The organism is Curtobacterium sp. MWU13-2055 (assembly GCF_023242305.1).
Lineage (GTDB): Bacteria > Actinomycetota > Actinomycetes > Actinomycetales > Microbacteriaceae > Curtobacterium.
Genome location: NZ_JALLIO010000006.1, coordinates 20,351 through 33,372 on the forward strand (window position 1 = coordinate 20,351; position 13,022 = coordinate 33,372).

General features: G+C 72.0%; 10 protein-coding genes and 1 tRNA gene. 7 read left to right on the top strand and 4 right to left on the bottom strand.

What is annotated here, in order from left to right:
- Positions 1-4: 4 nt before the first annotated feature.
- The 3 genes from M4960_RS12975 to M4960_RS12985 all read left to right on the top strand — a co-directional run bounded on the left by M4960_RS12975 (position 5) and on the right by M4960_RS12985 (position 3,245).
- Entirely contained in the window at positions 5-1,150 is a 1,146-nt protein-coding gene (locus M4960_RS12975; RefSeq protein WP_123292127.1) for a cystathionine gamma-synthase, read from the top strand.
- A 90-nt stretch (positions 1,151-1,240) separates the two neighbouring features.
- A complete protein-coding gene (locus tag M4960_RS12980; RefSeq protein WP_248704456.1) occupies positions 1,241-2,641 on the top strand; it encodes an MFS transporter in 1,401 nt (466 codons plus the stop codon).
- Between the two features lie 31 nt (positions 2,642-2,672).
- Positions 2,673-3,245 (top strand): substrate-binding domain-containing protein, encoded by a 573-nt coding sequence (locus M4960_RS12985; RefSeq protein WP_248704457.1) that lies wholly within the window; start codon positions 2,673-2,675, stop codon positions 3,243-3,245.
- 56 nt (positions 3,246-3,301) lie between these two features.
- On the opposite strand, the gene M4960_RS12990 is transcribed toward M4960_RS12985, so the two are convergent.
- On the bottom strand, positions 3,302-3,883 hold the full coding sequence (locus tag M4960_RS12990; RefSeq protein ID WP_159573139.1) for a TetR/AcrR family transcriptional regulator: 582 nt from the start codon (positions 3,881-3,883) through the stop codon (positions 3,302-3,304).
- A 225-nt stretch (positions 3,884-4,108) separates the two neighbouring features.
- On the opposite strand from M4960_RS12990, the gene M4960_RS12995 reads away from it, so the two are divergent.
- Positions 4,109-5,365 carry a multidrug effflux MFS transporter gene (locus tag M4960_RS12995; protein ID WP_111084464.1) on the top strand — a complete coding sequence of 419 codons (1,257 nt, stop codon included), beginning with the start codon at positions 4,109-4,111 and terminating at the stop codon, positions 5,363-5,365.
- Between the two features lie 64 nt (positions 5,366-5,429).
- Positions 5,430-7,448 carry a helicase HerA-like domain-containing protein gene (locus M4960_RS13000; protein WP_248704458.1) on the top strand — a complete coding sequence of 673 codons (2,019 nt, stop codon included), beginning with the start codon at positions 5,430-5,432 and terminating at the stop codon, positions 7,446-7,448.
- Positions 7,449-7,467: 19 nt separating this feature from the next.
- Here the strand turns inward: M4960_RS13000 and M4960_RS13005 are convergent, their stop codons facing one another.
- Positions 7,468-8,112: a hypothetical protein gene (locus M4960_RS13005; RefSeq protein WP_123292133.1), complete on the bottom strand. Its 645-nt coding sequence runs from the start codon at positions 8,110-8,112 to the stop codon at positions 7,468-7,470.
- 292 nt (positions 8,113-8,404) lie between these two features.
- A tRNA-Ser gene (locus M4960_RS13010) sits at positions 8,405-8,492 on the bottom strand.
- 121 nt (positions 8,493-8,613) lie between these two features.
- Here M4960_RS13010 and pta point away from each other — a divergent pair.
- Both pta and M4960_RS13020 read left to right on the top strand, forming a co-directional pair.
- On the top strand, positions 8,614-10,722 hold the full coding sequence (pta, locus tag M4960_RS13015; protein WP_123292134.1) for a phosphate acetyltransferase: 2,109 nt from the start codon (positions 8,614-8,616) through the stop codon (positions 10,720-10,722).
- A gap of 66 nt (positions 10,723-10,788) precedes the next feature.
- Positions 10,789-11,985 carry an acetate/propionate family kinase gene (locus M4960_RS13020; RefSeq protein WP_123292135.1) on the top strand — a complete coding sequence of 399 codons (1,197 nt, stop codon included), beginning with the start codon at positions 10,789-10,791 and terminating at the stop codon, positions 11,983-11,985.
- Between the two features lie 328 nt (positions 11,986-12,313).
- On the opposite strand, the gene M4960_RS13025 is transcribed toward M4960_RS13020, so the two are convergent.
- Positions 12,314-12,988, bottom strand: a complete 675-nt coding sequence (locus M4960_RS13025) for an SDR family oxidoreductase (protein WP_123292136.1) — start codon at positions 12,986-12,988, stop codon at positions 12,314-12,316.
- Positions 12,989-13,022: the final 34 nt, after the last annotated feature.

Here is a 13,022-nt window from a genome sequence, read left to right on the forward strand (position 1 = left end):
CAGCATGACCGAGTTCAGCACCCGCGCCGTCCACGCCGGCCAGGAGCCCGACGGCCCCACCGGCGCCGTCATCCCGCCGATCCACCTGACGTCCACCTACGTGCAGGACGGCATCGGCGGGATGCGGAACGGCTACGAGTACTCCCGTGCCGGCAACCCGACGCGCGACTCCCTGCAGACGCTGCTCGCCGACCTGGACGGCGGCGTGGCCGCGTACTCCTTCGCGTCCGGTCTCGCGGCCGAGGACGCCCTGCTCCGGGCGGCGCTCCGTCCCGGGGCCCGCGTCGTGATGGGGAACGACGTGTACGGCGGGACCCACCGTCTGGTCAGCCGACTGCACGTGCCGTGGGGCGTCGAGCTCGTCGTCGTCGACATGAGCGAGCTCGACCAGGTCCGGGCCGCGCTGCAGGGCGCCCCCGACGACACCGTGCTCTGGGTCGAGACGCCGACCAACCCGCTCATGAAGATCGCCGACATCGCCGGACTCGCGACCCTCGGGCACGAGGCCGGTGCACTCGTCGTCGTGGACAACACCTTCGCGTCGCCGTACCTGCAGCAGCCGCTGTCGCTCGGTGCCGACGTCGTCGTGTACTCGACGACGAAGTACCTGGGTGGCCACTCCGACGTCGTCGGTGGGGCCGTCGTGCTCGCCGACCAGGAGCTCGCGGCGAAGGTGCAGTTCCTGCAGTTCGGCGCCGGTGCGATCTCGTCGCCGTTCGACGCCTTCCTGACCACCCGCGGCATCAAGACCCTGGCGGTCCGGATGGAGCGGCACTCCACGAACGCGCAGGCCGTCGCCGAGGCGCTCGTCGCAGCGCCGGGCATCGAGCGCGTCTACTACCCGGGGCTCACCGACCACCCGGGGCACGACGTCGCCGCCCGCCAGATGCGCGGGTTCGGCGGGATGCTGTCCGTCGCACTGTCCGGCGGCCCGGACGCGGCCCGACGCTTCGCGGAGTCCACGGAGCTGTTCGCGCTGGCCGAGTCGCTCGGGGGAGTGGAGTCGCTCATCGGGTACCCGAGCGAGATGACGCACGCCTCGGTGAAGGGAACGGAGCTCGCGGTGCCCGAGAACGTGGTGCGGCTGTCCGTCGGCATCGAGGACGCGGGCGACCTGATCGCGGACCTGCAGCAGGCGCTGACGCGCTGACGCGGACATGCAGCAGGCGCTGACGCGCATCGCGCGTGGTCCGCGCTCCGCGGCGTCGGCGGTGTCGCCCCTCGCCCCTACGATGAGCGGGTGAGCACCACGGCGACGAGGACGGGCCTGCTGAGCGGGCGGTACGCCCTCGCGACGATCGGCATGGTCGCCATCGTGGGCGTCGCGGCGTTCCAGAACCTGGCGATGACGACGATCATGCCGGTGATCAGTCGCGACCTGGACGGCGAGGCCCTGTACGCCCTGGCCTTCGCGGCACCGCTCGCGGCCGGGGTGCCCGGCATGGTGCTCGCCGGCAACTGGACCGACCGCGCCGGCGGCCGGATCGTCGCCTGGGTCTCCGCGCTGCTGTTCGCCGTCGGGACCGCCGTGGTCATGCTCGCGCCGACGATGGAGGTCTTCCTCGTCGGTCGACTGGTCGAGGGCTTCGGTGCCGGCGCGATCGACGTCGTGCTGTACGTGCTCGTCGCCCGGATCTTCCCCGCCGAGCTGCACGGACCGGTGTTCGCCGGGTTCGCGGCCGCGTGGGTGGTCCCGGCGCTCATCGGCCCGGCGATCGCCGGCATCGTCACCGACACGTGGAACTGGCACTGGGTCTTCGCGGGGGCGCTCGTGATCGCCGTGGGTGCGTTCACCGTGCTCGTGCCGACGCTCGGGCGGCTGCAGGCACCGGCGGTCGAGCTGCGACCGCCGTGGCAGCGGATCCGGATCGGGTGGTCGGTCGCCGCGGCCGTGTCGATCCTGCTGCTGAACGTCGCGCCGGACCTGACCCCGTGGGGGATGGTGGCCGCGGTCGTGGTCGGCCTGGTCGGGACGTGGTTCGCGCTGCGACCGCTGCTGCCGACCGGCACCTTCCGCGCCGCCGCGGGCCTGCCCTCGGTGGTGCTGCTGCGCGGGCTCGTGGCGGCGTCGTTCTTCGGCAGCGAGGCGTACGTGCCGTTCCTGCTGCAGGCGAAGCACGGCCTGTCCGCGTCGGCAGCGGGGCTCGCGCTGACCGTCGCCGCGCTCAGCTGGGCGGCCTCGAGTTGGGCGCACGGTCGGCTGGGGGAGCAGCGCCTGACCGCTCGTCGGACCTTCGGTGTCGGACTCGTGCTCGTCCTGGTGAGCCTGCTGGCGGCCTTCGCGGTGGCGACGATCGACCTGCCGTGGTGGGTGCTCGTCGCCGGCTGGTTCGTCGGCGGCGCGGGCATGGGGGCGATCTACCCGCGGACGTCGATGCTCACCCTGCGGTTCTCGGGCGAGGGCGACGACGGCTTCGCGAGCTCGGCGCTCACCATCGCCGACGCCGCGGGCAGCGTCATCGGCCTGGCGGTCACCGGGCTGCTGTTCACCGCGACCGGCGGCGCCGAGGGCACGGTGTCCTTCCCGCTGGTCTTCGCGGCGATGATCTGCTTCGCCGCACTGGCGATCGCCGCGGTCCGGCGGCTCGGCCCCGTCCCCGCGCCGGTGTCGTCGGCGTCGCCGGACCGCGCAGCCGGGTAGCGTGGCAGACCGGACCGAAGAGGAGACACCCGTGGTGCGCATCGTCGCAGCAGCCGTCGTCCTGACGGCCGCCCTCGCGTTGGCCGGCTGCCAGGGCACGACCTCCGCTGCGCCCACGCCGGTGCAGAGCACGGACCTGACCAGCTCCGACGGCGGGTTCGACAAGCAGGCCGTCATCGGCGTCGTGCTGGTCGACGACGACGCGACCCTGGGCGAGGACCTGCGGACCGGCCTGTCCGATGCCGGGTTCCGTCCCGACGTCCGGGTCGCACCCGCGTCCGGTGCGGCGGCGTCCCAGCGGACCGCAGTCGCCCAGCTCGTCCGCAAGGGCGCCAAGGCCCTGCTCGTGCACGCGGCTCGGCCGTCCGCGCTCACCGGGGTGATCCAGACCGCGCACGACGCCGGTGTCGTGGTGGTGTCCCTGGGTGATCCGCTGCCGGCGAGCGGTACCGGCGGCGACGGTGTGTCGGCCGACTACCGGGTGCCCGCAGCGGCGGACGACGCAGACCTGGCGGCCACCGCGGTCGAGGTCGTGCAGTCGTTGCAGCGCGGCGAGAAGCCGGAGACCGAACCGAGCGACGGCGACTCGACCGACGCCGAGTGAGCCGAGGCGAGCCGCGCCAGCAGGCCGGTCAGCCCCGTGCCACCAGGCGGCTCAGCTCAGCTCCACCAGGCCGGGAACGACAGCGTGATCGTCTCGACCAGCGCCTTCCGCGACCGTCGGGGCCCGGCGAGCCACGCTTCGATCGCCCCGACGAAGCCCTGCGCGACGTAGCCAGCGGCCACGTCGTCGAGGAGCTCCGGGCGGCGGTCGGCGTCGAGTTCGCGGATGTGCAGGGCACTCGACTCGGTGAAGTGGCCCACGAGCAGCCGGTGCAGTGACGCGTCGTTCGGGTCCGGCAGGGCCTTGGCGTAGATGTCGCGGTGGGTGGTCACGTGCTCGACGACCGCGTTGATGCCCCGCCGTGTGATGGTCGCGAGCTCGGCCGCGTCGGCTCCGCGGGCGGCTGCGGCCCGTCGGTCGTCGGCGTCGTCCTGCCGGATGCGGTCGAGCTCCGGCGTCAGCACGTCGGCGAGCAGCGATCCGGGGGAGACCGCGTGCGAGTAGAACGTCGCGCGGTTGATGCCGGCGGCACGGGTGACGTCCGCGACGGTGATCTCGGAGACGGGGCGGTCGGCCGCCAGTCGCAGGATCGCTTCGCGCAGGGCGGCGGTCGTGTGCAGGATCCGGGCATCCACCATGACGCCCACCCCCTTCTGATCCGGTTCACCCGGAGGCCCCCGAGCAGTCCGACGGTACCGCATGGCACGGGATCGGCACGCGGACGGCGGGTGGCAACACGCGGGCAATCCGTGCCAGCGGCGTCGGGAGCGCTCCTGCGGCCCGTAGGATGGTTCCGCGGACGAATCGATTCGATCGACGCCGCGATCACCTCCCCGCCCCTCACCGCCGAAGGACTCCTGCTCGTGACCGCGCCCGCCACCACCGGTTCGCTCCGGGTCGTCCTGCACCCCGGAGACTCCCTCTCCCGTGGGCAGCGACTCGTCTACGTCTTCGTCTTGGGCGCCCTGACGGCGCTCGGGCCGTTCACGATCGACCTGTACCTGCCGGCGTTCCCGGCGATCAAGGAGCAGTTCGGCGTCACCGACGGCGCCGTGCAGCTGACGCTCACGGCGACGACGCTCGGGTTCGCGTTCGGGCAGCTGCTCGTCGGCCCGTGGAGCGACAAGGTCGGCCGCCGGCTGCCGCTCATCATCGCGACGACGGTGCACATCGCCGCGTCGATCGGCGCGGCGACCGCTCCCGACATCGAGCTCCTCGCGGTGTTCCGCGTGCTCCAGGGCATGGGCGCCGCCGCCGGCGGTGTCGTCGCGATGGCCACCGTCCGCGACCTGTTCGGCGGCAAGCCGCTCGTCCGGATGCTGTCCCGCCTGGCGATGGTGAACGGGCTGGCGCCGATCCTCGCGCCGCTCATCGGCTCGCAGATGCTCCAGTTCACCAGCTGGCGCGGGATCTTCGTGTTCCTCGCCTGCTACGGCCTGGCCGTGGTGATCGCGTCGATCCTGCTCATCGTCGAGACCCTGCCCCCGGCCCGTCGTCGCGAGGCCGGGCACTCGACGATCGGTCAGCGGTACAAGGCGCTGTTCTCCGACCGGATCTTCGTGGGGGTCGCGCTCATCGGGGCGATGGTGTTCAGCGGGTTGTTCTCCTACCTCAGCTCGTCGCCGTTCCTGTTCCAGGGCGTCTACGGACTCGACGCCCAGCAGTACGGGCTGCTCTTCGCGGTGAACTCCGTCGGCGTCGTGCTCGGTGTGCAGATCTCCGCACGGTTGGCGCAGCGCGTCGGGCCGCAGTGGATCCTGGCGTGCTCGACGGCGACCCTGTTCCTGGCGTCGATCGCGATCATCGTGCTCGACCAGCTCGGTGCGGGGCTCGTGGGCGTGCTCGTGCCCCTGTGGTTCTTCATCGCGGCGTGTGGGTTCTCGTTCCCCCTCGTCCAGGTCATCGGCCTGGCCGCGCACGGCAAGGAGGCCGGTACGGCGGCGTCGCTGCTCGGCGCCCTGAACTTCGGCGTCGCCGGCCTGATCTCGCCGATCGTCGGTTGGCTCGGCATCACCACCGCGACCCCGATGGCGATCGTGATGGCCTCGACCTCGGTGATGGCCATCCTGATCCTGTGGTTCGTGGTGCGGCCCCGGACGGTCCCCGAGCTCACGCACTGACGGGTTCTCCACAGCTGCCCGGATCAGCCGGACAGCGGCCCCCGCGCGTCCATAGGCTGTGCCCATGAGCGACGCGGTGGAGCAGGCACGGGCAGCGGCCGAGGCCGCCAGGCAGGCAGCGGACGAGGCACGCCGGCTGGCCGACGAAGCCGTGCAGCGGGCCGAGGAGCTCGCCGCCGCACTCGCCGGACAGGAGGCCCGGCTCGCCCCCGACGCGGAGCCCACCTCCGCCACCCCACCGGCTCCAGAGCCCACCACCGCAGGATCCACCGCAGCCGTCCCGGACGACGCGACGGCGGCTCCCGACGCGACCGTCCCGGCACCGGCGGACGCGCCTGCGGCCGGCACCGCGCCTCCCGGCAGTGGCGCAGCCCCGCTCGGGCCGGACGCCGTCGCCGCGATCCGCACCGGCTACACCGTCGAGGGGCAGGCGCTCGAACTCGGTGCCGTGGTGAACGGCGAGGCGCAGCCCGACGTCCAGGTCCGCATCCCGCTCGGCATGCTGAACCGGCACGGGCTGGTCGCCGGTGCGACCGGCACCGGCAAGACCCGCACGCTGCAGGTCCTCGCCGAACAGATCGCGGCGAACGGCGTGCCGGTCTTCGCGGCCGACATCAAGGGCGACCTGTCCGGGCTCGCGGTGGTCGGGCAGGGGAACGAGAAGCTGCTCGCGCGCACCGCGGGCATCGGCCAGCAGTGGCAGGGCGTCGCGAGCCAGGCGGAGCTCTTCTCGCTCGGTGGTCAGGGCACGGGCGTGCCGATCCGTGCGACGGTGTCCGGGTTCGGGCCGTTGCTGCTGTCGAAGGTGCTCGGCCTGAACGACACCCAGGAGTCCTCGCTCGGACTGGTGTTCCACTACGCCGAGCAGGCCGGGTTGCCGCTCGTCGACCTGGCCGACCTGCGGAGCGTGCTGACGTTCCTGGTGGGCGACCAGGGCAAGGGCGAGCTCGCCGAGCTCGGTGGTCTGTCGAAGCAGACCGCCGGGGTGATCCTGCGCGAGCTCATCACGTTCGCCGACAAGGGTGCCGACCAGTTCTTCGGCGAGCCCGAGATCGACACGCAGGTGTTCCTGCGCACGGCGGCGGACGGCCGGGGGATCGTCAGCTTGCTCGAGGTACCGGGCGTGCAGGACCAGCCCGAGGTCTTCTCGACGTTCCTGATGTGGCTCTTGGCCGACCTGTTCAACGAACTGCCAGAGGTGGGCGACCAGGACAAGCCGAAGCTGGTGTTCTTCTTCGACGAGGCGCACCTGCTGTTCAGCGGGGCGTCGAAGGACTTCACGGACCAGATCGTGCGGACCGTGCGGTTGATCCGGTCGAAGGGCGTCGGGATCTTCTTCGTGACCCAGACCCCGAAGGACGTGCCGAACGACGTCCTGGCGCAGCTCGGGTCGCGCATCCAGCACCAGCTGCGGGCGCACACCCCCGACGACGCGAAGGCGCTCCGGGCGACGGTGTCGACCTACCCGTCGAGCGACTACGACCTGGGTGAGGTACTGACCTCGCTGGCGACCGGCGAGGCGATCGTCACCGTCATGAACGAGAAGGGTGCGCCGACGCCGGTCGCGTGGACCCGGTTGCGCGCGCCGCAGGGGTCGATGGACCCGATGCCCGCCGCCGAGATGCAGTCGCGGGTGCAGGCATCGCCGTTGCTCGCGACGTACGGCACCCGGGTGGACCCGGACTCGGCGCACGAGATGCTCGCGCGTCGGATGGAGGCAGCTGCTGCCGAGGCCGCGGCGGCGGACGCGCAGAAGGACGCAGCCCTCGCGGCGGCCGAGGCCGAGAAGGAAGCCGCGCGGGCGGCGGCGACCGCGGCCAAGGAAGCCGCGGCGCAGGCCAAGCAGGAGGAACGCGAGCGGGCTGCTGCGCAGAAGGAGTACGAGCGGACGCAGCGCGAGTTCGAGAAGGCCGAGCGGGCTGCGGCGTCGCGGCGTTCGGGCCGGTCGGGGCGGAGCACGCGGACGACGACCTCACGGAAGGCGGACGACCCGCTGTCGGAACTGCTCGGGTCACGGCTCGGCGGCACGATCGCGAAGGAGGTCGTGCAGGGGATCTTCTCGACGCTGCGCCGACGTCGGTGACGTCCAGCAGCTCCGAGCGTCAGCGACCGAGCAGGCCGGTGAACTCGACGACGAGCAGACCCAGGACGACGAGTGCTGCCACGCCGCCGACGAGCAGGTAGGCCGGCCGCTGTTCGTACCAGGCGCGGCTCGACGGGTAGCGCTTCGCGAAGACCCGGGCCGAGACCGGACGTGCCTCTTCCGTCACCTGGACGCCCAGGGCGTCGACGACCTGGGCGAGTCCGTCGTCGCCCCACACGTCGGCACGGATGCGGAACAGGTGCGCACCCGTCGCGTCGAACGCCACGAGTTCGCGCATGGTGCGGTCGACCGAGCTGCCGTAGGTGGTGGCGAGCACCAGACTGTGCACGCGGTCGCGGGGGATCCGACGGTGCGCGGTGACCACGCCCCGGATCGTCAGGCCGTCAGGGTCGATGCCGATGTACGCCGTGCTGAGTCGGACGAAGACGACGCCCACGAGGACCGCCAGCGCGACGACCACGGTCGCGACCATCGCCCACGTCCGGAACGGGAACGACACCCAGACCAGGGCGACTGCGAGCGGCACGGCCGAGAACACGATGCTCAGCGCCGTCGAACGGACCAGGGACCGGCGGGGGCGGAGGACGACGTCGTACACGGTGGCACGCAGGTGCGGCGTCGCTGGCACCGTCATGTCCCCCATGCGCGTCTCCTGAACCCTCGGGTCTCCCGGGCACGCCGAATCGGCCGCCCTGCGAGCGACGCCCCTGCCGCTCGATGCACCGCGGTCGACTCGTCCCGGAGTCGTCCGCTCCGGCAAGCATAGGCGCACGACGGGGACCGAGGACAGCCCGTTCCACCCCGGATCGGCGTTTGACGGCCAGTCCTTGGCGAACAGGGGACAGACGGGTCCGCCGCGTGGGGGACCAGCCGGCGCGATCACGACGCGCGCCGCCCGGAACGACGAAGGCCCCGCACTCGGTGCGGGGCCTTGCTGGCGGAGAATGGGGGATTCGAACCCCCGAGGGCTTGCACCCAACACGCTTTCCAAGCGTGCGCCATAGGCCACTAGGCGAATTCTCCTTGTGCTGTCTCGCGACGGCGATACCCAATGGTACAGGTTCCCGGGGGTGCTCACGACCGTGTGTCGTCGAGGCCCGTGCTCCCAGTTGTCGTGACATGTCCGGCGACTACCCTGGGGCGCGTGTCGACCCGCATCTACATCACGTCAGCAGAAGGGCACACGGGCAAGAGCACCGTCGCCCTCGGTGTCCTCGAGACCCTCGCGCGCTCCGTCGGCCGCGTCGGCGTGTTCCGCCCCGTCGCCCGCTCGGTCGCCGAACCCGACTACGTGCTCGAACTGCTGCTGCAGCACACCGCGGTCGGGATCTCGTACGACGACGCCGTGGGGGTCACCTACGACGACGTCCACGCGGATCCGGACGCCGCCCTCGGCACCATCGTGAACCGCTTCGCCCAGGTGGAGCGGCAGTGCGACGCGGTGGTCGTGCTCGGGTCCGACTACACCGACGTCGGCAGCCCCACCGAGCTGTCGTTCAACGCGAAGGTCGCCGCGAACCTCGGTGCCCCGGTGCTCCTCGTCCTCGGTGGTCGTGACGCAGCCGAGCGCGGTGCCCGCACGCCCGAGGGGATGGCGCAGGTCGCGGACGTCACGACGAGCGAGCTGCGGGCGGCGCACGCGCAGCTGTTCGGTGTCGTCGTGAATCGCGCCGACCCGGAGGCCCTCGCCGCGATCGTGGCGAGTGTCGAGCGGGCCGTGCACGACGACCACCCGGACGTGCCGGTGTGGGCGATCCCGGAGGACCGCGTCCTCGTCGCCCCGACCGTCCGTGCGCTGCTGCAGGCGACCGACGCGACCCTGGTGCGCGGGGACGACGCCCTGCTCGACCGCGAGGCACTCGGTACCGTCGTCGCCGGCATGAGCATGGAGAACGTCCTGCCCCGCCTGATCGAGGGCGGCATCGTCGTGGTCCCCGGCGACCGCAGCGACGTCCTCATCGCGACCCTGCTGGCGAACCAGTCGGACACGTTCCCGAGCCTGGCCGGCGTGATCCTGAACGGCGGGTTCGAGACCGCACCGCAGATCTCCCGGCTGCTCGAGGGCCTGTCGAGCTCGCTGCCGATCGCGCAGAACGACCTGGGCACGTACGACACCGCCCTCCGCATCACGCAGACCCGCGGGCGCCTGGCGGCGGACTCGCCCCGCAAGGCCGACCTCGCGCTCGCCCTGTTCGAGCAGCACGTCGACGCCGAGTCCCTGCGCGACCGCCTGCAGCTCACGCCGTCCGGCGTCGTCACGCCGCTCATGTTCGAGCACGGCCTGCTCGACCGGGCACGGGGCTACGGCAAGCACATCGTGCTCCCCGAGGGCGAGGACGACCGCATCCTCCGCGCGGCGTCGACGCTGCTCGCCCGCCAGGTCTGCGAGCTGACGATCCTCGGCGACCCCGCCGCGATCCGCACCCGCGCGACCGAGCTCGGACTCGACCTCGACGCCGCCCAGCTCGTGTCGCCGTTCGACCCCGAGCTCCGCGAACGCTTCGCCGAGGAGTACACCCGCCTCCGGGCGCACAAGGGCATGTCGATCGAGCTCGCGCGCGACACCGTCACCGACGTCTCGTACTTCGGCACGATGATGGTGCAGCTCGGACTCGCCGACGGCATGGTCTCCGGTGCGAAGCACACCACCGCGCACACCATCCGGCCGTCCTTCGAGATCATCAAGACCCGTCCGGACACCTCGATCGTGTCGAGCGTGTTCCTGATGGCGCTCGCCGACCGGGTCCTGGTCTACGGCGACTGCGCGGTGATCCCGGACCCGACGAGCGAGCAACTCGCCGACATCGCGATCTCGTCGGCCGAGACGGCGACCCAGTTCGGCATCGACCCCCGCGTCGCGATGCTCAGTTACTCGACCGGCGACAGCGGCACCGGCGCCGACGTCGACAAGGTCCGCGCCGGTACCGCCTTCGTCCGCGAGCGTCGCCCAGATCTGCTCGTCGAGGGCCCGATCCAGTACGACGCCGCTGCCGACCCGACGGTCGCGAGCACGAAGATGCCGGACTCCCCGGTGGCCGGCAAGGCGACCGTCTTCATCTTCCCGGACCTCAACACGGGCAACAACACCTACAAGGCCGTGCAGCGCTCCGCCGGCGCGGTCGCCATCGGGCCCGTCCTGCAGGGACTGCGCAAGCCGATCAACGACCTCTCCCGCGGCGCCCTCGTCAGCGACATCGTGAACACCGTCGCGATCACCGCGATCCAGGCCGGCACCGCGTCCGACGCGGCCTGACCTGCGCGACGCACACCGCGCCTCCCGTCCGGCCGACCAGGCCATGAGCAGAAAGCGACACCACCCGTGACCGCAGCCCTCGTCGTGAACTCCGGATCGAGTTCGTTCAAGTACCAGCTCATCGAACTCGAGGGGGAGCGCACGCTCGCCTCCGGGCTCGTGGAGCGCATCGGCGAGTCGGCCGGCGCGTGGAAGCACACCAACGCGCTGACGGGGGAGTCGTCGTCGAACGACGCAGCGTCCGTGCCGGACCACGCCGCCGGGTTCCAGGCGATGATCGACGCGTTCGCCAAGGTCGGCCCGTCGTTCGACGAGCACCCGCCGGCCGTCGTCGGCCACCGCGTCGTGCACGGCGGCACCACCTTCGACCGCGCGACGGTGGTGACGGACGACGTCGAACGACAGATCGAGGCGCTCAACAGCCTCGCGCCGCTGCACAACCCGGCGAACCTCGAGGGGATCCGGGCCGCGAAGCAGGTGTTCTCCGACGTGCCGCACGTCGCCGTGTTCGACACCGCGTTCCACCAGACCATGCCGCCGCACGCCTACACCTACGCGATCCCGGCCGACCTGGCGGCGAAGTACTCCATCCGCCGCTACGGCATGCACGGCACGAGCCACAAGTACGTCTCCGAGCAGGCCGCGGTCTTCCTCGACCGCCCGCTGTCCGAGCTGAAGACCATCGTGCTGCACCTGGGCAACGGAGCCTCGGCCGCAGCGATCGACGGCGGGAAGTCGATCGAGACGTCGATGGGCCTCACGCCACTCGAGGGCCTCGTCATGGGCACCCGCTCCGGCGACCTCGACCCCGCCGTCCTGCTGCACCTGCACCGCGAGGCCGGGCTGTCCTTCGACGAGCTCGACACCATGCTCAACAAGCAGTCCGGGCTGCTCGGCCTGACCGGCAACGGCGACATGCGCGACGTCCAGGACGCCGCCTTGAACGGTGACGAGGTCGCCGAAGCGGCGCTCGCCGTGTACCGCCACCGCATCCGTCGCTACGTCGGCGCCTACACGGCGCAGCTCGGCGGGCTCGACGCGGTGGTCTTCACCGCCGGCGTCGGCGAGAACAACGCGCTGCTGCGCCGGCGCGTGCTCGCCGGGCTCGAGCACCTGGGCATCGAGATCGATGCGGACCGCAACGAGCTGGGATCCCGGGAGGCCCGGGTCATCTCCACGGACACGTCACGTGTCGCGGTGCTCGTGATCCCGACGAACGAGGAACTGGAGATCGCCCGACAGTCGGCTGCGGTCGCGCTCTGACGCGCTGCGCGGTGCGCTGCGCGGCCTGGTGCCAGCACGGTGCGGCCTGGGTGGGCTGGTGCGGGGTTGGTGGCTGGGTGCGCGCTTGTGGCGCGGCACGGAGCGTGCAAGCTCGCACGGGGTGACGAGGTGCGCACGGTGCGGACGGGAGGCGCGGGGCGGGCTGGCGCCGTGCCTCCCGTCCGGCGCTGGGTCGCGGTCACCGCACGGTGCGGCCTGGGTGGGCTGGTGCGGGGTTGGTGGCTGGGTGCGCGCTTGTGGCGCGGCACGGAGCGTGCAAGCTCGCACGGGGTGACGAGGTGCGCACGGTGCGGACGGCGCGCGCGCCTCAGGACAGGGCGTCGAGGGCCGCGGGGATCGGCGTGTTCCCGCTCGTGACCTCGAACTGGACCCCGACGGCCGAGTCGTCGAGCAGCGCGTGCAGCACGACCGTGGCGACGTCGGCACGGGGGATCGAGCCGCGCGGCACGGTGCGCCCGACGTCGACCGTTCCCTGCGGCGGCGTGTCGAGCAGGCCTCCCGGACGCACGATCGTCCACCGCAGCCGTCGGGCGCGCAGGTTCGCGTCGGCCTCGGCCTTCGCCCGGAGGTAGACCTGGAAGACGGCGGCGTCGTCCTTCGCAGGGACCACCGCGGCCTCGGCGTCGTAGGTGTCCGCCGCCATCGCCGACACCATCACGTACCGGTCGATGCCCGCGCGCTCCGCGGCGTCCGCGAGCAGGATCGCGCCGTCCCGGTCGACGGTGAGCTTGCGCTCCGCACCGCTGTTCGGCCCGGCGCCGGCGGCGAACACCACGGCGTCGACCCCGCGGAGGCGCAGTGCCAGGTCGTCGTCGCCGAGCTGTTCGAGGTCCGCGACGATCGCCGTGGCACCCTGCTGCTCCACGTCGGCGACGTGCGCGGGGTTGCGGACGATCGCGACGGCGTCGTGTCCGGCGTCGGTGATCTGGCGGGCGAGGAGCAGTGCGATCTGGCCGTGTCCTCCGGCGATGGCGATCTTCATGTGTCAATCCTGCCCGGTCGCATCCGGTAGAGTT

What these genes read in the sequence shown, in the direction of transcription:
- M4960_RS12975 (WP_123292127.1), top strand. Translation starts at nt 5, where the DNA reads ATGACCGAGTTCAGCACCCGCGCCGTCCACGCCGGCCAGGAGCCCGAC.
- M4960_RS12990 (WP_159573139.1), bottom strand. Translation starts at nt 3,883, where the DNA reads ATGGTGGATGCCCGGATCCTGCACACGACCGCCGCCCTGCGCGAAGCG.
- M4960_RS13000 (WP_248704458.1), top strand. Translation starts at nt 5,430, where the DNA reads ATGAGCGACGCGGTGGAGCAGGCACGGGCAGCGGCCGAGGCCGCCAGG.
- M4960_RS13005 (WP_123292133.1), bottom strand. Translation starts at nt 8,112, where the DNA reads ATGGGGGACATGACGGTGCCAGCGACGCCGCACCTGCGTGCCACCGTG.
- M4960_RS13025 (WP_123292136.1), bottom strand. Translation starts at nt 12,988, where the DNA reads ATGAAGATCGCCATCGCCGGAGGACACGGCCAGATCGCACTGCTCCTC.